A 16,631-nucleotide genomic window follows, 5' to 3' on the forward strand; every position below is an offset into this window, starting at 1 on the left:
TATTTTCTTTTGAATAGTAGAAGAAAAAAAATTACCTTTGCCACCGCTTACAAATGGTGGTTGTAGCTCAGCTGGTTAGAGCGCTGGATTGTGGTTCCAGAGGTCGCCGGTTCGAACCCGGTCTTCCACCCCAAAGCAACTAAATTTAGCCCCTTACATCTTTTGTTTGGGGCTTTTTTCTTTTTCATAGTAGAGGGCGGTAAGCCATTACCGAGCCCATAATCGCCGGATTTCCTATCGGTTATCCAATCTATCAACCAATGAGCACCAAAAACCTAGGAAACCCGTTTTAAATAAAAAAAGCCGATACTTTGATCGGCCTAATTAATGAACGTTTTTCATGCTTTCAGTCCGCTGCTTTATCCACAATTACGGGATTCGCCCTGTTCGCCAATTCCCATGCCGTGTAAAAAATCAGTCTTGTTCTGTTCTCCAATAGATCATAGTTAATTTTATCTGGGGTGTCGCCGGGCCTATGATAATCGTCATGCGTGCCATTGAAATAAAATATGATAGGTATGTTGTTTTTCGCAAAATTGTAGTGATCACTCCTGTAATAAAAACGATTGGGGTCATTTTCATCATTATAGGTATAATCCAGTTCCAGTTGGGTGTATTTTGAATTGACTTCTTCAGAAAGCTCATGAAGCTCGGTACTTAATTTATCGGAACCAATAAGGTAGATATAATTTCTGTCCCCATCCCGCTTCGGGTCAATTCGTCCAACCATATCTATGTTCAAATTTGTCACTGTATTTGCCAAGGGAAATATGGGATCAAAATCAGTGTAATATTCAGACCCAAGAAGTCCCTTTTCCTCGCCGGTTACATGTAGGAATACTATGGATCTTCTTGGTCCGTTTCCGGCATCTTTTGCTTTTTTGAATGCTTCCGCTATTTCCAGAAGGGCCACGGTTCCAGAACCATCGTCGTCCGCGCCATTGTTGATTTCTCCCTCAGGGGTAATTCCTATATGGTCCAAATGGGAAGAAATGATGATATATTCATTGGGTTTATCTTTGCCTTGAATGAACGCAGCCACATTTTCGGAATCGACCTCCTCATTGGAACTTTCAAAGTCTAAAGTTACTCGAGCCTCTATTTTCTTAGGTGTGTGGTCCGATTCAATGGTTGGTAATAGTTCCCTTGCCAAAGTGCCATCGATAAACAGACTTGAAAAACTATCGGCTTCCCCATTTTTTAAGCTCATCCGCCCATTGCTGTTGTTTCGCATATAGTCGAACCTGCTTTTAAACCTAGGAAAGTTTTCCTGGTCGTAATACAAAACGCCCAATGCGCCTTTGTCCTCTGCCAATTGGAGACGTTTTCCAAGGGATTCGGACATATTGCTCCAAATGGATTTGTCCGATGAACCGGAAATGATATACGTGCCATTGGCATTCATAGGTTCCCCGGTTTTCATTAAAACCAATTTGCCGGCAATGCCCATACCTTGGTAATCCGAATAATTTTCATTCTCGATACCATATCCCACATAAACGATTTCATTGTTTACCGATTGGGCTTTGGAAAATGTAAGTACATGTTCCCCCAAAGGAAAATCAGATTTGTCCACACGTAATTTGCCAACCGGGATGTTGCTTATTTCAATGGGTACTTTCTGAAAATAGTCCCCATTGGACTTGGCAGGTGGGATTCCCAAGGTCTCGTATTCCGCTTTTAAATAGGCAATGGCCTTTTTCTGTCCGGGTTGACCCGTTTCGCGGCCTTCAAATTCATCGGAGGCATAAACATATAGATGTTCTTTTAATTCGGCTTCGGTAATGGTTTCAGCATATACCTTTGGGTCAACAGGTGCATTGGCATCCGCTTCCTTGGTTACCGTTTTTTGGGAGGAGTTACAGGCTAGAAATAGCCCTGCTACCATCCAAATGAGTTTTTTCATGTTTCGTTTGTCAAATTTGTCAAAAATAAGGAAAAGTAGGATATACGGAATATTCAACAGGATGAATCCGCCACAATTTTCCATACCCCATCAATGCTTTTAAAAATAATAAGGAAGGTTCCCTTTGTATCCCCAACCTCCCGCGCTAAATGGTATTCCTCCATGACCCAGTAAGCATCCTAATGTATTTTGGAAAAATCGGCGATTTTAAATTGCAATTTCCCCGTATGCGATTTGGAGGGATAACGCAGATGATAGTTGTCCAAGGTATTTTGCCAACTATTGAGAAGTTTGGCGCCACTGTAGAATTTCAGGGAGTCACTTTTCCAATATCCGGACAAAAAGCCTTCAATATCTCCATGGGACCAACTTTTTTGTTGGTCGTTTAAAATCCTTTTGATTTGGGCAATATCCTCCGCATCGTTCAATGCTCCGTACAGGACACGGAAAGGCATACCAGAATGGTAAAAAATATATTCTTCTTACTTGTTGGTTTTCCATTTCAATATAGAAAATAGAATTCAGTATCTTTAGAGGTAAACACATTTAATTTTGACCAATGCAAATTAGGGATTTGGCAGAGCGTCATTCGCTCGTTTCAGAACTTTTTAATTTCCCCAAAACAGCGGATGGATGGGAGGAATATAAATTGACGGAAGACCAATTGGAACATTACAAGGAATTTGGGTACGTCTCCGGAATCAAGCTTTTGGACGAAATGCAGATAGGGCAATTGCGAAGGGAACTGGATGAACTTATGGACCCCAAACATCCCGCACACTCTCTGTTTTATGAATTTCACAGCAACGAATCCAAGGACCAGGATTCCATATTGTTCCATTCGCTTGGGCATTGGAGGATTACGGAAGGTTTTCATGATGTCCTATGGAATCCCGCATTTGTAATGGCGGCATATCAATTGTTGGGCAATAGGGCCGTTCGTTTTTGGCACGATCAACTTTTTTATAAGCCGGCAAGACACGGTGGGGTAGTGGCTTGGCATCAGGATTATTCCTACTGGACCCGCACCATAGCCATGCAACATTTAACCTGTTGGACTGGGCTGGACGATGCTACCGAAGAAAACGGTTGCTTGTATTATGTTCCAAAAAGCCACAATTGGGGATTGTTGGATGCCCCGGAACTTGCCGGGAATATGGAGGGACTTTTGGATTATCTAACCAAAGATCAACGGAAGGAATTTAATCCCGTACCCATTCCCTTAAAAAAAGGGTATGCCACGTTTCATCACCCCTTAATGGTGCATGGTTCCTATGAAAATAAATCGGTGAGGCCCCGCAGGGCCTTTGTGCTGAATGTTTTTGCGGATGGTACTGTTAGTAATACTAATGATGAACTTTTGAAAGGCGTCCCGCCAATTTCCAAAGGCCGGAAGATGGAAGGAAAATTTTTCCCGTTGCTTTTTGGTTAGGCCAAGCTTTTCAGGTGGTTTTGGCCTCTCTTTTGTCGTAGCCTTATTTTGTTCTGTATGGCCTCAGGGTAGTTGTTGGGATGGTCTTCGGCCTCCAAGATGAGTAATTCCTGACCTTCCTGTGGTTCTTTTAGAGCGTCGGCATGGCATCCCAAGATAATAGCGGCCGTGTTCACCCCGGAGTGACTCGCTCCCGCAACACCGTGCGACAAAATACTGGCACCGCACAAATAAAGGTTTTCTATTTCGCTTTTGGATTTATAGGCAAACGGACCTATGTGTTTTAAACTTTTTTCGGTACCGTAGACATTGCCCCTCGTAGTATTGATATAATATTCATTGGTAATTGGTGTTCCCAGGTCTTGGTGTACGATGTTTTCGGATATATTTGGGACTACTTTTTCCACGCCCAAAATCATTTTTTGGGTAAGTTCCTCCTTAAACCGTAGATATTTTTCAGAACGTCTTTCGCCTTCATCCGTAAAAGGCTCAAAAGTCTTGTAATCTATAAATGTGATTACCTCTAAACAGTGGTGCTTTCCATCAAAGCTTGTAGGATCCTTCAAGGTTGTGCAGCTTACGAACAGGGCCTCAAAGAAATCTACTTTTTTAAGATCAGATTTCAAGATGCCGTCGTAATATTCGTCCATATCGGTATCGGGAAACACCCAAACATTTCCGGAGTCCAACCCGGCTTTTCGTACGTCCATATCCACTGTCAAAAACAACATGAGCGATGTGCACGAGTACCTGGTTTTTTCCAGTTTTTTTCTGAGTTTCTGACTAAGATGCTGCCTTCCTATAAGCTGATTATACGTGATACCAACATCGGCATTTGAAACGATATGCCTGGCGAAAATTTGCCTACCGTCCTGTAATTCGACGCCGGTGGCCTTTTTTGTTTTTTCGCCTTCTATCAGTATTTTTTTAACCGATGTGGAAGTTTTGAGTTCGCCGCCATATTCCTTGAATTTATTGGTCATGGATTTTACCAAGGCCCCGCCGCCACCCATGGGGTAATAGCCGCCCCTAAAATAGTGGTACATTAAAGCGGCATGGAGAATAAAGGCCGCTTTTTTTGGTTGCACCCCGTGGTCGCCGCATTGGATGTTAAGGATATTCTTCAATAAGGGGTCTTTGATATGCCAACCGATGACCCTTTTAAGACTGAATAATCCATATTTACCAAAATGTCTGGTCCTATATGGGAGCGTCAATTTTTTCCAGAAACCTTTGATATAGGGCAGGGAGTACAGCTCCTCGCTGGCAAGACGAATTAGTTTCAGATATTTTTTGATTCCTTTTTTTTCTTTAGGAAATCTGTCAATCAATCGGTTTACAAGTTCTTCGGGATTATCGGGAAAATCAAATCGGTGATTCCCAATGCGTACATGTTCATACGCCTTTGGATTCATCCTAAAAAAAACCAAATCGTTGGCAATACCCAAACCTTTGTAGAGATTGCTGGTAGATTCACCTTTACCTACCAATCCAATATAATGGACGCCAGGGGTAAATCTATGGCCCTCTAAATAAAAACTATGGCACCACCCTCCGGGAACATCGTGTTGTTCCAACAAGAGCACTTTTTGACCCGCTCTGGCTAGGCACAGAGCGGTTGTAAGACCTCCAGCACCAGAACCTATTACGATGCTGTCCCACGATTGGCTAGAAATATCCTTTTGTGTATCTCTTTTTATCAATACTATTTTTTCAAGGCTTTTTGAATCGCTTCTTCTACCAAGGGTTCCATGACTTTGTAACCCTCAACGGTGGGATGTACTTCATCATTGGCATATTTTTTAGGCAACCCATTCCGCTCGTCGGCCATTTGTGAAAAATAATCAAGATAGACATGCCCTTTTTCTTCAGCGTAGGCCTTTATCATTTTGTTCAGTGCCACAATTTTCCCAGCGGGTTCCATTCCGGGCTTCCATGGATAATCATAGGCTGGCAAGGTAGATGACAACACGACCTTTATATCATTGGCAAGGGCAATTTCCGCCATTCCTTTGATATTGTCCATAATCATTTCCAAGGTGGAAGGTCCCGTATTTCCCGCAATATCGTTGGTTCCGGCCAGGATGACTACCACCTTTGGGCTTAGGTCAACCACGTCCTGCCTAAAACGTATTAACATCTGTGGAGTTGTTTGACCGCTGATGCCCCTATTGACATAGGGCTTACCTTCAAAGAATTCCGGTCTAGAATTTAACCAACCAATAGTGATGGAATTACCCATGAAGACGATCCTATCTTCATTCTCTTTGGGAGCCTCCAAGGATGCATTGGCCTCTTGGAACATTTTTAAATTGGCCCAGTCCTGTGCTAAAATGGTGTGTTGGGATAAAAAGGTAGCTAAAATTCCCATTAGTATTAATTTGTAATTTTTCATTGGTATACTATTGATATTTATTGTGTTGAAGTTTTCTTTTTTCATCCGATGTCAATGGAAGGGTATCCAAAATCTTTTGAAGGTTGGGTCCTTGTACTGCCAAATAAAGGATCAAACACACCGCAATAACCAAAGGTAGGGCATTGCCCGATGCATTATAAGCGACTATGGCCAAAAAGGCGGGGCCTTCCAGCATGGCATATTTAATAATGGACGCAGTTTGGAACTTTTTCAATTTATCTTCCAAGGGCATCGTTTTTTCCACGGATGCAATTATGTTCTTAAAAACAAACTGACTTCCAAAATATCCCCCCACTTCAAAAATTGGTACGAGGTATAAAAAGGGATTTGAGTCATCTATTTCTGCATGGAATTGTTTCGATCCCATATAGGAAATTAAAAGGAAAATCGTGACACCCGCCACCAGGGCCAGATGTATAATCTTGTTTGTCCTTAAATATTCCTTAATCTCCAAAATGACGAATAATGCCCTAAGATACTACTTTATGGCAAAGTTCTTCAGCAAACTTCGTTTTGACAAAACTGAAGGGCAGGCACAACTAAAAGGGCTAATTTGAAGTTGAACGTGGAATCTTAGAATTTCCATTTGCGAATAAAAAACAGCTATAAACCAATGTTTTAATATATTTGCCGGGTATGAGAACACTGTTACTTCTTTCCTGTGTGCTTTTATTGACCATAAAAGGATATTCCCAAATTGCCGAGGATAAGGTACTGCACTTTGTTGGTGGTAATCTATTTGGTATGGTTGGTGCCGGTTTGGCAAATCAGGTTTCGGATGGAAATAGGGCCTGGACCTTTGTGGGGTCCGTAGGGGGCAGCCTGCTCATAGGTTTGGCAAAAGAAGGCATTGATCAAAACCAATATGGCGGTTGGGATAATTCCGATTTATTGGCGACCGTCCTTGGGGGCGTGAGTGTAGGTGTTACCATAGATGTTTTCAAACAAAAGAAAAAAAGAAAGCGAGAGCAACTTTATAGGGAGGCCATAGGAATTAAATTTGAACATAATAAACATCCCATGGATACCATTTCCCCAGATACCTCGCTTTCCATTTTGGCAATTTCGCCAAGTGTCCTCAGAACAAAATACTAATATTTTGCACTTTTGCCATTTGCTTGAGTGTTTTTGATGAACTCCCGGATATCCTCGTTTGCCTTTTGCAAGTCCTCCTTACGAAGGTACATCATATGACCGGAACGATACCCCTTAAAACTAAAGCGATCTTTCATTCTGCCACTTGGGTCCACTTGCCACATTAGATACTTTGCATTGAAATAGGTGGTAGCGCCATCATAATAGCCTGATTGTACCAATACGTTCAAGTATGGATTTTGCGCCATGGCCTGTCTTAAATTCTCCCTCGTATTCTCATCAGAGTTGTCCCAAGGACGTACAGGGCCGAACATGTTATATTTAATATCGGTCTTGAATTTAAGCTCTTCCTGCAAATAATAATTAATGGCGGGGGTAAAACTGTGTAGCCATGAAGTTATTTCGGAATTATAATCGGGTCGCATGCCCATCAATTGTTTATCCATACCTAAGTATCTAGAATCCAATCGCCCAACGGTGTATCCTCCTTTTTCCTTCAAGAGATTTTTCCAAAAGAATGATGTTGGTACGGATAAATTCTGGTCCAGGATATCTTTCGCTTCCAATCCGGAATAATAGGCCATTTTTTCGGCAACTGCAGACCTTTCCGTATTAGGTATAAAGCCACCCTTAGCCAAGGCGGGGATCAAGGTATTTATAGTATATTCTTCGGATTCGGGTAAAATTTCGAGTAAATCCTTGTTTTGTAAGGCTGAAGGTAGGGCTTTATGGTGCCATGCAGCTGCTGTATAGTATGGCAGGTTCATTGCCTCGGCAACGGGTCCAGAATTTCTTATGATTTTATAATCGGCAGGCGATACCAAGATTACTCCATTCAGGTACATCCATTGTGCGTTCTGCAATTCCAGGGAAAGCCCCATGACCCTAGGCCCACCGTAACTTTCCCCAATAAGGTACTTTGGGGAGCGCCATCTATTGTTTCGGGTGACAAAGGTGTTGAGCCATTCGGCAAGGTATTTGATATCGGCATTGATACCAAAAAACTTTTTACGGTCCACTTTCTCCCCGGATTCTGGAATCGTTCTGGAATAACCCGTGTTCGCGGGATTGACATAGACCACATCGGTTACATCCAACACGGAATAAGGGTTTTCCTTAACTCCATAGGGTTGTACGGGATACCCCTCGTCATCTATGTTCAGTATGCGTGGGCCGGTATAGGCCAAATGCATCCAAACGGAGCCGGAACCTGGTCCACCATTGAAGGAAATCAATAAGGGTCTGGCGGCACGGTCCTTTACATTATTACGTGTGTAATAGGTATAGAGCAGGGAAGCGATCGGATCGCCATTTTCGTCCCATACAGGTTGGGTGCCCGTCTTTGCGGTGTAATCTATGGAAGTTCCGTTTATCACTACACTGTGTTGGGTAGTTACTACAGTGTCTACCGGAAGTTCCCTGCCTTGGGCGTAGGATTGAAAATAAAATAATACAATTAGGATGGTGGGTAAAATTAATCGTTTCATCTGTATATTTTTATTGTTTTTCATAGGTCAGATGCAATTCGCCAATAACCATCTCGGTGGGTATCAAGATTTTTTATGGCTCATTTCATAATTAGTTTGAATTTGTCTCCTAAAAATAACCATTATATAGATAATTCTATTTTTTAATCCGTTCTAAAATTCAATTTAATTCTTGTTATATTTAAAAGTGTAGCAAACTGGTACATCATATTAATATTATTTTAAAATGAAAATATTCACGAGACGCGACTTTGGAATAACCCTTGGAAAGGGAATTGCCGCCAGTACCTTGTTGGGAGGTACGAGTTTGGCCTGTGGCCAAAACACAAAAGCACTGGATAAAAAATTGGGTATCGCCTTGGTTGGGCTTGGAAGTTATAGCACGTATCAATTGGCCCCTTCATTGCAGGATACAGAACACTGTTACTTGGCGGGAATCGTTACTGGGACCCGGGAAAAGGAAAAAATCTGGCAAGAAAAATATGGAATACCAGAGGAGAACACCTATAACTACGAAAATTTTGATAATATCGCAAACAATGAAACGATTGATATCGTTTATGTGGTACTTCCTAACAGTATGCATGCGGATTTTAGTATCCGGGCGGCCAAGGCCGGTAAGCATGTAATATGTGAAAAACCCATGGCCATCAACGTTGCTGAGTGTGAAGCCATAATCGATGCCTGTGACAAAGCAGGTGTTAAGCTTTCCGTTGGGTACCGAATGCAATCCGATCCCTACACCAAGGAAGTAAAAAAGTATGTTACGGAAAAAACCTTTGGGGATGTTCATTTTGTTTCTTCGGATGCGGGATATATTTCCAATGGAAATCCGGATCAATGGCGTCTCAACAAGGAATTATCCGGCGGAGGGGCCTTGATGAACATGGGCGTTTATTCCATACAGACCAGTATTTATGGGTGTGGATCAAACCCTTCATCGGTTTCGGCACAGGAATTTAGTACCAGACCCGATTATTTTAAGGATACGGACGAAACCATCACCGCCCAATTCGAATTTCCCAATGGCGCAGTAGGACACATGATGACTTCCCATAATGCCAATGGAAATAGGCTGAAATCACATTGCAGTAAGGGTTGGTTCGAATTGGATCCAGCCCACAGTTATGGCCCGATAAGTGGAAGAACCTCCAATGGAAACGTCATCAGCTTCCCACATCAGACGCAGCAAGCTTTGCAAATGGACGATTTTGCCAAACACATACTTATGGGCACTCCAAACGTGGCTCCCGGTGAAATGGGAAAAAGGGACATGATCATCGTAGAGGCTATTTACAAATCCATTGCGCAAGGTGGTAAAAAGCAACTGCTTAATTTGGGGAATATGGGAATAGTTTCATAATTGTAACTAATAACAAATCAATCATTTAAGCACCTGGTTAACCTTTATTTTTGGATTTGTTTACTTCAAATTCACCATTAATTTACACCATAACGGTTTAGTAATATTTAGTTAATGGATTACTAATTTTCAGCCAACCTTTTTAAAAGGTTCGGTTTTTAGTTTTGGGCTTCATGTAACTTAAAACTAGAATTGAAATGAAAAAATCAAAAAAATTATTGTTTAAAGTCTGTGCACTTTCCTTGCTGGGAATTGCTGCCGTAAGTTGTAATCCAGAAGACGGTATTGATGGTATTGACGGCCGTGACGGCATCGATGGCGTTGATGGAACGGATGGCGTTGACGGAACGGATGGCGTTGACGGAACGGATGGGCAGGACGGACAAGACCTTACCATAGCTGAGATGGTGCCATTGACCAGTTCCGTGGTTCCTGACGATGTTTTTGAATTAAAGGGTTCTTTTGCTGGTTCCGCCAACCTTAAAATGATTCTTTCTTCTGCCGATATTCTTGAGACGGACAGCACCTTTGTATACGGGTCTTACACGGACGGTGCTGCTTTATATCCTTACGGAGATGGGACGTATGCGTTTATCAACAATTTGGAGGCCGACTATTCAATCGCCAGAATCCGGATGAACTCGAATTTGGAGCCCATGGAAGGGGATTACATTGTAAACTCAACGGCCACTGCTTTTACCGCAATGTGTTCTGGTTCTTCCGTAACTGTTGAAGAACATGGATTTGGGCCATTGTACCTTTCCGGCGGGGAATGGGGAGGAAACGCTAAAGGCGTTTATAAAGTTAATCCCTTTAGGGCAGCAGAGGATAGGGTAGAGGCAGAAAGACTTCCGGCAATGGGCGAATGGTCTACTGAAAATGCCGTTGTTATCGGAAAAAATGCATATCCTTCCCAAACCGTTGTATTTATGGGAGACGATGATAGTAATAACACCTATCCACAAGCACATTTTGGAATGTATGTTGGTTCCAGGGGTGATCTTAATGGTGGAAAATTATATGTATTAAGAGGGAAAAATCCTATAGAATCTGCACCCGGTGCTGGTGGACAATTATTTGAAATGGGAATGGCAGAGGATATCGAGTATGATGTAGAATGGGTAGAGGTAACTGAAAGAACCTTGGCCGAGCTAAACCAAGAGGCCATTGATTCTTCAGCCATAGGATTTCAAAGAATTGAGGACATCGATTGGAGAAAGGGTTCTGCAAGTGCTGATCGAGAAGTATATTTTAACGCAACCGGTAGAATTACGGGAAGTAATCCAGACCTCAACTTAAGGGGTACGGGCTTTGGTAGGGTGTATAAATTGGTGTTGGACCCAAATGATCCAACTGCTGATGCCAAATTAATCGTTGTCGTTGATGGTGATTTGGAAGGTGGAAAAGGTGATGGGATGCATTCGCCCGATAATATTTTGGTTACCGAAAACTATGCTTATATCCAAGAGGATCCAAACGGTTATGCTTCTTTAAACTCTGACATTTCCGGATTTGCCAAATTGTGGCAATTGGATTTGAATACTGGGGCATTTACAGAAGTTATGGAATGTAACCAAATAGTTGCGGCCGGACTTGGTTTGGGAACAACCACCGATTTGTGGGAAATATCAGGACTTATTGATGTTACTGATATCATCGGGGCATCAGAGCCTACCTTTATGGGCGGTGCACAGGTACATGGATGGAATTTCAGCGAAACACCGGACACTGCGGTACGTGCGGACGGATTGAAATTCGTAGATCCTACGGCTATCGAGGAGTCCAGTGCTACCTTGGAAGGCTCCTTCCTTTTTAAAGTAACAGGGTTACCTAGATAATTATTTTTAAAATTTAAAAAAGAGGGTTTCTTATAAAAGGAACCCTTTTTATCTATATTATAAAAGTGAATGAATATGGGAGTAAAGGGTTTTGGGTTTTTCTTCGTTGCCTCATTATTATTATTGGTTTCATGTAAAGAGGAACGGGAAACTAGGTTATTGGCTTCTAACGATTTGGAGTCGGTTTTTAATGAAGATATTCGGGAGTACTATTTTACTACCTTGGACAGTACTGCGTTGTATGTTTCGCAAATGGACACCTTAAATTCCGTTGAAACTAATCGGGAGCTTTTTTTAAAGTCTAGAAAATGGTATAAAAGAGTAGAACCCATGCTCATTGCCTATGATTATGAGAACTATCTTTCCATGAACGCCCCAAATCTTACAAAGGTTGAGATAGACGATTATCAAGATATCAAGGTACTGCATCCAAAGAGTTTTCAAGTATTGGAGGAATTATTGTTTGCCGAGGAAATGTTTTCAAACAAGGAATTGAACTCGGTGTTGGGCTATTTAAAAGTTCGAATTCCCTTTGTAAGAAAGAATCACATATTGATCAATCAAAGAGATAGACATCACCTCAAGATGATTCGTGATGCTATTGTAAACATTGCGACAAAGGGAATTACAGGTTTTGATTCCCCAATGCTATCCAATTCATTAAATGAAGCCGTTTACAATTACGAAACCCTTGCCAAGGTTTTGGATATTTATGAAAATGCCTTTACCAACAAATCCATCTATCAAAGTTGGAAGGAGGAAATTGCGTTAACAATCAGTGATCTTAATTCTTCAGATTTTGACAGTTTTGACAGATACACTTTCGTAAAAAACCATACCAACAAACAATTGGATTTGATCAATATGACCGCAATGGATTGGGGAATTACCTTGAATACCTCTCGCACCTTAAATCCGACCATAAATAATCTCTTTGACAAGAACTTTTTCAACATGAAAATGTTTTCGGAACTACGTGAACCCCAATTGACCGAAGGGCGGATAAAGTTGGGGCAAAAACTATTTAACGATACCTCTTTATCTAGCTCCGGCGCCATTAGCTGTGCTACATGCCATATAAAGGAAAAAGCCTTTACGGACGGACTTAAAATAGCGGTCGGCGTAAACAATAAAGAACTTCAAAGAAACACTCCTACGTTAAGTTACTCCGCTTATCAAACCTCGTTCTTTTACGATGGTCGTTCGGACGGTCTTGAAGACCAAATCGTAAATGTGGCGAACAATGAAGATGAATTTCATATTGATTTAAAGCTTTTGGAGCAAAAAGTCCAAGCGAGTACCGATTATAAAGTGCAGTTCGATTCCCTGTACAATGGCATAATTTCCGATTTGAACGTACGGAATGCCATTGCAACCTATATAAGAAGTTTGGCTCCTTTCGATTCTAAATTTGATCGAAATATGCAGGATTTGGAAGCATCTCTAACGGACGAGGAAATAAAGGGTTTTAATCTTTTTATGGGGAAGGCTACCTGTGCCACGTGTCATTTTCCACCGGTATTTAACGGGACTGTTCCTCCCAAATACATGGAAACGGAATTCGAGAATCTAGGTGTTCCCAAAACAGATGATTTTGACCATCCTGAGTTGGATGAGGATTTGGGGCAGTATTTTCCCTACGAGGTTTCGGAAAAGCGTAATTTTTTTAAAACATCTACCGTTCGAAATAGTGAGTTGACCGCACCATACATGCATAACGGTGTGTATGATAACTTGGAGGATGTCATTACTTTTTATAATGTGGGCGGCGGTCAGGGAATGGGACTTAATGTGCCCAACCAAACCCTGCCTGCGGACTCATTGGGTCTGACGGTTAATGAATCCAAAGCCATCATTGCATTTTTAAGAACCTTGACGGATAAGGAATTCGAAAATATAGACTAAAACTTTTCAAAAACACCCAAACCAAAAAGGGCGAAATCATATTTTACGGGGTCGGCTGGGTCCAACTTTCTTAGATTTCTGTCCAGTTCGTCCAAGGCCTTAGCATCGTTCTGCTTGCGTTTGAGCAATTTTAGTTTACGGGCCACATTGCCGGAATGCACATCCAAAGGGCAGGACAATTTAGAAGCCGGGATACCTTTCCATAGGCCAAAATCGACCTGGGTGTTGGCATTACGTACCATCCAACGTAGATACATATTGATACGTTTTGCCGCAGAACCTTTCAAGGGGTCGGACACATGTTTCGCTGTACGTCTCTCAAACGGGAGTTCAAAGAAGTGCTTTTTAAAAGCTGAAATGGTAGGCTGCATGGAGTTTTTACCCTGATTTTGGGTAAAAACCCCTTCGAGCCCATTGTAGTTGTTATAGATACGTTTGAGGCTCTTGATAAAGTAAGAAAGGTCAGTGCCATTGAAGGTTCTATGGACAAAGTCATGCAAAGGTACCAGATCCACTTCTGTGTGGTTCAGCACGAAGTCGTGAGGGCTGTTGCCTAATAAATCCATCATCTTTTGGGCATTGTTTATGATACTTTTTCGATTTCCCCAAGCAATGGTCGCCGTTAAAAAACCACTGATTTCTATGTCCTCCTTTTTGCTAAACCGATGGGGGATTTGAATGGGATCGGATTCCAAAAACCTGGGATTGTTATATACGATGACCTTTTGGTCTAAAAACTCTTTTAGTTCCTTTTTATTCATTCAATAGGGATGTCTAAGAGTTTGAACACTAAAATGGGACCCGCAAGAATTAAGTTATATAGTGCATGAAGGAGGATGGAATATAATAGCCCGAATTTCACCCTAGTAAACCCAAGTAATAATCCCGCAGCCAATTGGGGTGCCACTAGAATAGGCGATAGCAATAGATTTTGTGGACTCATCTCGTAATTTGAGATATGCAGAAAACCAAATCCGATCGTGAGGGCATAAAAGACAATCGGGAAAAATTTTGAATGTCTGAACCAAACCATGGGTCCCCGGAATAGTAATTCCTCCATAAAAGGCGCACCGATTACAGCGAAGAGTAAAAGGTAGACTATGGGGTAGTTTTCAAGAAAATCGTCCATAGCGTGTTTACCAAGCTCAAGGCCAAAGGTAGACTCCACTAAACCAATGAGGAGGCTCAGCACCACACTGAGGGAAATGGCAAGTATAGCCAATTTGAAAATATTGTTGAGTTTTCTATGGATACTGATGGAATCCTCTTCTTTGTAAACCGGATTTTTTAAAAACAGAACAATCTCCTCTAGCATGATTTTAGGAAAGTATGACCTCTTTATCAATTATTTTACCATCGACCATTGTCAATTTTCTATCGGCCATTTCTGCGAGTTCTTCATTATGGGTGACAATTACAAAGGTCTGCCCAAATTTTTCGCGAAGTTCAAAAAACAAATTGTGAAGATTGTCGGCACTTTCAGAATCCAAATTTCCGCTGGGTTCATCGGCAAATATAATGGAAGGGTTGTTGATTAATGCACGTGCTACGGCCACTCTTTGCTGTTCGCCACCTGAAAGTTCTGAGGGCTTATGGTTATAGCGATGGGATAGTCCTAAAAAATCAAGCAGCTCCTTTGCTTTTTTTTCGGCCTCCCCTTTGGGCGTTTTTTTTATGAATGCGGGTAGACATACATTTTCCACCGCCGTAAACTCTGGCAATAGTTGATGGAATTGAAAAATAAAACCAATGTGCTTATTTCTAAACTTGGCCAACTCCTTGTCAGATAATTTGGTCGTCTCCGTTCCGTTTACAAGTAACGTCCCGTCATTAGTATTTGTAAGGACGTCCAAAGTGCCCAGAATTTGTAAAAGCGTTGTTTTTCCAGCACCCGAAGCACCAACTATGGAAACGATTTCCCCTTGTCTTATGTGGAGGTCAACACCCTTAAGTACTTCCAATTCCCCATAATATTTATGGATGTTTGTGGCTTTGATCATATCATGGTTTATTGAACTGGTGAAATTAAAGAATGGGGTTCAGATAAAAAAATCCATAAGTCCTTTCTGTTGATACTGGAATTTTGATTGCTTCGACGGATGATTTATTTGATTGTTGATTTCGAATTTTAACGATATATTGGCTTGTATTGTAAACACAATGAATATTTTTGTTCAATAAAATATTTACTTACTTAAACAGAATAAATGGCTCCATACAGAAATTTAGAGGAATATAATATGGAAATAACCGATGGAATAAAAGAAAAATTTGCATCGGTCATTGATGAAATAGGGGAGGACAAAAGCAGGGAAGGACTGTTAAAAACCCCGGAAAGGGCGGCAAAAGCCATGTTATTCTTGACCCAAGGCTATAAACAGGACGCAGAGGAAATCTTGAGAGGAGCCATGTTCAAGGAGGATTATGATGATATGGTCATCATTAAGGATATTGAGCTATATTCCTTGTGCGAACATCATATGTTACCATTTTTTGGCAAGGCGCATGTGGCCTACATACCAAACGGACATATAGTTGGACTTAGTAAAATCCCAAGAATCGTGGATGTTTTTGCACGAAGATTACAAGTGCAGGAACGTCTGACCCATGATATTTTGGAATGTATCAACAATACCTTACAGCCAAAAGGTGTTGCCGTGGTGATAGAAGCTTCGCATATGTGTATGATGATGCGGGGGGTGCAAAAACAGAATTCCGTAACCACAACCTCTGGTTTTAGGGGGCAATTTGAAAAAATAGAGACCCGAAACGAGTTCTTGAAATTGATAAGCTCAGATTTGTCGTAATTGGACATCCTTGGTAGTTCTTCCCACGATTACCCTGTTCCTTATTTTGGTAGCGTCATTCGTGGGGAGTACTGAAAAGATTTATAAAATTGACTCTCGAAGTTACTTGGGGTTCCGTTGGTAAATGTTTTGAAACGGATATTCAATTTTCTTTCAGTATTTTGGCATTGTTATTGTTCTTTTGAGTAGGTTTTTTAAATTGAAGTGGTTTAAACTTTTTTTGGATCGAAAGACAGGGTTGCAGAGATTTGTGTTGTGAAACATAAGTCAAACCAAAACAACCCTTTATGTACTTTATTCTTGACAAAGATATGATAGAAGAATCAATAGTCGCATACCTTCCTTCACCTAGTCGTGGCTTTAACGTTACGGTACCCATGGC

General features: G+C 41.4%; 15 protein-coding genes and 1 tRNA gene. 7 read left to right on the forward strand and 9 right to left on the reverse strand.

Annotation, left to right across the window (positions count from 1 at the left end; translation table 11 throughout):
* Window positions 1–56: 56 nt before the first annotated feature.
* Window positions 57–133, forward strand: a tRNA-His gene (locus tag BFP75_RS16405).
* A gap of 213 nt (window positions 134–346) precedes the next feature.
* On the opposite strand, the gene BFP75_RS16410 is transcribed toward BFP75_RS16405, so the two are convergent.
* The gene (locus tag BFP75_RS16410; RefSeq protein WP_099546452.1) at window positions 347–1,906 is read right to left on the reverse strand and encodes a M28 family peptidase; all 1,560 of its coding nucleotides are present in this window, start codon (window positions 1,904–1,906) and stop codon (window positions 347–349) included.
* A gap of 179 nt (window positions 1,907–2,085) precedes the next feature.
* The gene (locus tag BFP75_RS16415) at window positions 2,086–2,361 is read right to left on the reverse strand and encodes a hypothetical protein (protein ID WP_240531816.1); all 276 of its coding nucleotides are present in this window, start codon (window positions 2,359–2,361) and stop codon (window positions 2,086–2,088) included.
* A 104-nt stretch (window positions 2,362–2,465) separates the two neighbouring features.
* Here BFP75_RS16415 and BFP75_RS16420 point away from each other — a divergent pair, with 104 nt between their 5' ends.
* Entirely contained in the window at window positions 2,466–3,338 is an 873-nt protein-coding gene (locus BFP75_RS16420) for a phytanoyl-CoA dioxygenase family protein (protein WP_099546439.1), read from the forward strand.
* Here BFP75_RS16420 and BFP75_RS16425 read toward each other — a convergent pair.
* The 3 genes from BFP75_RS16425 to BFP75_RS16435 are packed head-to-tail and all read right to left on the reverse strand — an operon-like array spanning window position 3,335 to window position 6,121.
* Complete coding sequence (locus BFP75_RS16425; protein WP_240531817.1) at window positions 3,335–5,041, reverse strand: phytoene desaturase family protein; 1,707 nt, start codon at window positions 5,039–5,041, stop codon at window positions 3,335–3,337. The genes BFP75_RS16420 and BFP75_RS16425 overlap by 4 nt on opposite strands.
* Before the next feature lie 2 nt (window positions 5,042–5,043).
* A complete protein-coding gene (locus tag BFP75_RS16430) occupies window positions 5,044–5,733 on the reverse strand; it encodes an SGNH/GDSL hydrolase family protein (protein ID WP_099546454.1) in 690 nt (229 codons plus the stop codon).
* A 7-nt stretch (window positions 5,734–5,740) separates the two neighbouring features.
* Window positions 5,741–6,121, reverse strand: coding sequence for a hypothetical protein (locus tag BFP75_RS16435; protein WP_123803499.1), 381 nt, complete (start codon window positions 6,119–6,121; stop codon window positions 5,741–5,743).
* A 269-nt stretch (window positions 6,122–6,390) separates the two neighbouring features.
* On the opposite strand from BFP75_RS16435, the gene BFP75_RS16440 reads away from it, so the two are divergent.
* Window positions 6,391–6,849, forward strand: coding sequence for a hypothetical protein (locus BFP75_RS16440; RefSeq protein WP_206073559.1), 459 nt, complete (start codon window positions 6,391–6,393; stop codon window positions 6,847–6,849).
* Here BFP75_RS16440 and BFP75_RS16445 read toward each other — a convergent pair.
* Window positions 6,846–8,336, reverse strand: a complete 1,491-nt coding sequence (locus tag BFP75_RS16445) for a S10 family peptidase (protein ID WP_099546455.1) — start codon at window positions 8,334–8,336, stop codon at window positions 6,846–6,848. The two genes, BFP75_RS16440 and BFP75_RS16445, sit on opposite strands and share 4 nt — an antisense overlap.
* 226 nt (window positions 8,337–8,562) lie before the next feature.
* Between BFP75_RS16445 and BFP75_RS16450 the strand changes: the two genes are divergently transcribed.
* The 3 genes from BFP75_RS16450 to BFP75_RS16460 all read left to right on the forward strand — a co-directional run bounded on the left by BFP75_RS16450 (window position 8,563) and on the right by BFP75_RS16460 (window position 13,442).
* Complete coding sequence (locus BFP75_RS16450) at window positions 8,563–9,699, forward strand: Gfo/Idh/MocA family protein (protein ID WP_099546441.1); 1,137 nt, start codon at window positions 8,563–8,565, stop codon at window positions 9,697–9,699.
* A gap of 197 nt (window positions 9,700–9,896) precedes the next feature.
* On the forward strand, window positions 9,897–11,537 hold the full coding sequence (locus BFP75_RS16455) for an alkaline phosphatase PhoX (protein WP_099546442.1): 1,641 nt from the start codon (window positions 9,897–9,899) through the stop codon (window positions 11,535–11,537).
* Between the two features lie 75 nt (window positions 11,538–11,612).
* Window positions 11,613–13,442 (forward strand): cytochrome-c peroxidase, encoded by a 1,830-nt coding sequence (locus BFP75_RS16460; protein ID WP_165776622.1) that lies wholly within the window; start codon window positions 11,613–11,615, stop codon window positions 13,440–13,442.
* On the opposite strand, the gene BFP75_RS16465 is transcribed toward BFP75_RS16460, so the two are convergent.
* Genes BFP75_RS16465 through BFP75_RS16475 form a run of 3 tightly spaced genes read right to left on the reverse strand, consistent with a single transcriptional unit; the run spans window position 13,439 to window position 15,442 of the window.
* Window positions 13,439–14,203 (reverse strand): TIGR02757 family protein, encoded by a 765-nt coding sequence (locus BFP75_RS16465; protein WP_099546444.1) that lies wholly within the window; start codon window positions 14,201–14,203, stop codon window positions 13,439–13,441. The two genes, BFP75_RS16460 and BFP75_RS16465, sit on opposite strands and share 4 nt — an antisense overlap.
* On the reverse strand, window positions 14,200–14,757 hold the full coding sequence (locus BFP75_RS16470) for a CPBP family intramembrane glutamic endopeptidase (protein WP_099546445.1): 558 nt from the start codon (window positions 14,755–14,757) through the stop codon (window positions 14,200–14,202). The genes BFP75_RS16465 and BFP75_RS16470 overlap by 4 nt, the downstream gene beginning before the upstream one ends.
* 4 nt (window positions 14,758–14,761) lie before the next feature.
* A complete protein-coding gene (locus BFP75_RS16475) occupies window positions 14,762–15,442 on the reverse strand; it encodes an ABC transporter ATP-binding protein (protein ID WP_099546446.1) in 681 nt (226 codons plus the stop codon).
* 207 nt (window positions 15,443–15,649) lie between these two features.
* Between BFP75_RS16475 and folE the strand changes: the two genes are divergently transcribed.
* Entirely contained in the window at window positions 15,650–16,249 is a 600-nt protein-coding gene (gene folE, locus BFP75_RS16480) for a GTP cyclohydrolase I FolE (RefSeq protein WP_099546447.1), read from the forward strand.
* The last annotated feature ends 382 nt before the right edge of the window (window positions 16,250–16,631 follow it).

Source organism: Maribacter sp. 4G9 (genome assembly GCF_002742265.1).
Taxonomy (GTDB): domain Bacteria; phylum Bacteroidota; class Bacteroidia; order Flavobacteriales; family Flavobacteriaceae; genus Maribacter.

Bases quoted from the DNA above. Each gene is read 5' to 3' on its own strand.
- BFP75_RS16410 (WP_099546452.1), bottom strand. From the start codon at position 1,906: ATGAAAAAACTCATTTGGATGGTAGCAGGGCTATTTCTAGCCTGTAAC.
- BFP75_RS16415 (WP_240531816.1), bottom strand. From the start codon at position 2,361: ATGCCTTTCCGTGTCCTGTACGGAGCATTGAACGATGCGGAGGATATT.
- BFP75_RS16420 (WP_099546439.1), top strand. From the start codon at position 2,466: ATGCAAATTAGGGATTTGGCAGAGCGTCATTCGCTCGTTTCAGAACTT.
- BFP75_RS16430 (WP_099546454.1), bottom strand. From the start codon at position 5,733: ATGAAAAATTACAAATTAATACTAATGGGAATTTTAGCTACCTTTTTA.
- BFP75_RS16435 (WP_123803499.1), bottom strand. From the start codon at position 6,121: ATGGGATCGAAACAATTCCATGCAGAAATAGATGACTCAAATCCCTTT.
- BFP75_RS16440 (WP_206073559.1), top strand. From the start codon at position 6,391: ATGAGAACACTGTTACTTCTTTCCTGTGTGCTTTTATTGACCATAAAA.
- BFP75_RS16445 (WP_099546455.1), bottom strand. From the start codon at position 8,336: ATGAAACGATTAATTTTACCCACCATCCTAATTGTATTATTTTATTTT.
- BFP75_RS16450 (WP_099546441.1), top strand. From the start codon at position 8,563: ATGAAAATATTCACGAGACGCGACTTTGGAATAACCCTTGGAAAGGGA.
- BFP75_RS16455 (WP_099546442.1), top strand. From the start codon at position 9,897: ATGAAAAAATCAAAAAAATTATTGTTTAAAGTCTGTGCACTTTCCTTG.
- BFP75_RS16460 (WP_165776622.1), top strand. From the start codon at position 11,613: ATGGGAGTAAAGGGTTTTGGGTTTTTCTTCGTTGCCTCATTATTATTA.
- BFP75_RS16465 (WP_099546444.1), bottom strand. From the start codon at position 14,203: ATGAATAAAAAGGAACTAAAAGAGTTTTTAGACCAAAAGGTCATCGTA.
- BFP75_RS16470 (WP_099546445.1), bottom strand. From the start codon at position 14,757: ATGCTAGAGGAGATTGTTCTGTTTTTAAAAAATCCGGTTTACAAAGAA.
- BFP75_RS16475 (WP_099546446.1), bottom strand. From the start codon at position 15,442: ATGATCAAAGCCACAAACATCCATAAATATTATGGGGAATTGGAAGTA.
- folE (WP_099546447.1), top strand. From the start codon at position 15,650: ATGGCTCCATACAGAAATTTAGAGGAATATAATATGGAAATAACCGAT.